At 65.3% G+C, this 1512-nt stretch carries 1 protein-coding gene and 1 pseudogene; both read right to left on the bottom strand.

Features of this window, described 5'->3' with window-relative positions:
- A partial coding sequence (locus tag WAW85_RS12475; RefSeq protein WP_422559927.1) for an IS1634 family transposase occupies window positions 1–929 on the bottom strand: 929 nt, incomplete at its 3' end.
- Window positions 930–1330: 401 nt separating this feature from the next.
- Window positions 1331–1512: pseudogene (locus WAW85_RS12470) on the bottom strand (IS1634 family transposase); the annotation flags it as partial.

Here is a 1512-nt window from a genome sequence, read left to right as displayed (position 1 = left end):
AAATGCGACGCGAGATCCGCAGGGGCTTTGGTGACGCGGGAGCCGACGATGAACCGCAACCCTGCCTCATCCAAAGCCTTCAAGTTCGAGGCCGACAGCATGCCTGCGTCAGCGACGATGACCATGTCGGCGATACCGTGGCGTGCCTGGAACGCGTTCACGATCGGGGTGATGGTCAAGGTCTCGGCCTTGTTGCCTTCGAAGCAGCCGACCTCGAGCGGGAACCCTTGCCGGTCGACCAAGAGGCCGACCACGATCTGTGGGTCGACGCGGCGCTCTTTGGAGTAGCCGACCTTGCGCAGGTCGTCTTCCTTCTCGGCCTCGAAGTAGAGGGTCGTCACGTCGTACAGCACCAAGGTGATGTCGCCGTGGGTGGCGGCATGGGCGAAACAGGCCGTCGCGAGGGTGTCGCGGTAGGCGCCGACACTGGCCCGCCGCAGGGTCCGTTTGCGCGTCGACAGGCTCACGCAACTGCGGCCCAGCTCGGCCAGGACCCGGTCCACGTCCAGCAGGCTGGTCGGCTCCACGACCCGCGCGATCACCAGATCACGGAAGGCGTCGTCGCCGACCGCGCCGAACCCCAGTTGCGTGTACACGCCAGCCAGAGCCTCGTACAACAGCCCGGAGCTGGTCTTGAGCACATGCGCCCGACGCACCCACCGCCGCTCTTCCTGCTGGGCGGGAAGCAACTCTTGGGACGGGGCGGGGATCATCACCGCTTTCGGCGCCACCAGCGTCAAGCCCAGATCGAGTTCGTGCTGGGCATCACGAGCAAGAAGCCGGTTGGCTTCCGTGATCAGCAACCCCAGCTCGGCTTCATCACGGGCCGAACCGACATGCCGCACGATCCGACGCCGCCCACCCACGGACTCCGCGATCTGAACCGCGGTCGCGCCCGAAGCAGTCCGCACCCGCCGAACCCACGCCACCAGCAGATCCTACCGAGACGATTTAGTGCCTTGACGACACACTCCACCACCACATCACCGCAGGTCACAGCCCTGCCGCTGTCCAAACCAGTTCGAGTTGACCCAACTCAGGTCAACCGGGTCATCAAACAGACCAAGCGCGTCGCCTGCGGGTTCCGCAACCTCGAGAACTACCAGACCCGGATACTCTCAGCCATCGCGCTCACCCGAGCACGACGAGACGCAGCATGACCACGGCCCACCCGCGGAAGGTCGAAGAGCCGGTTTGGTTCTAGGCGCGGTACCAGAGCACCGTGCGGAACTGGTGCACTCCTTGATGCCCCAGGAGTGCACCAGCAGCGGCCAGGCATGGGTCTCTGCGGCGTGGGTGGGCAATGGGCGCCTGAGTTGGGTCAAAGGGCTTAGTGCCTTGGCGGCGGCTGTTCCAGGGCGGTCAGGATGGCCTGGATGTTGGGGTCGATGGATGGCGGGTAGGTGTTGATGACGCCGTTGATCTCGATCGTGGCTGAGCGCAGGGGTTTCAGGGTGCGCAGGAACCGGCGCAGGGACAGGCCGGTGCGGTCCTGGATGGTGCGTGAGAGCG

The organism is Gordonia sp. (in: high G+C Gram-positive bacteria), assembly GCF_049299075.1.
GTDB lineage: Bacteria > Actinomycetota > Actinomycetes > Mycobacteriales > Mycobacteriaceae > Gordonia.
The sequence above is the reverse complement of the archived record's forward strand: the minus strand, read 5'-3'. Positions and strand labels throughout refer to the sequence as shown.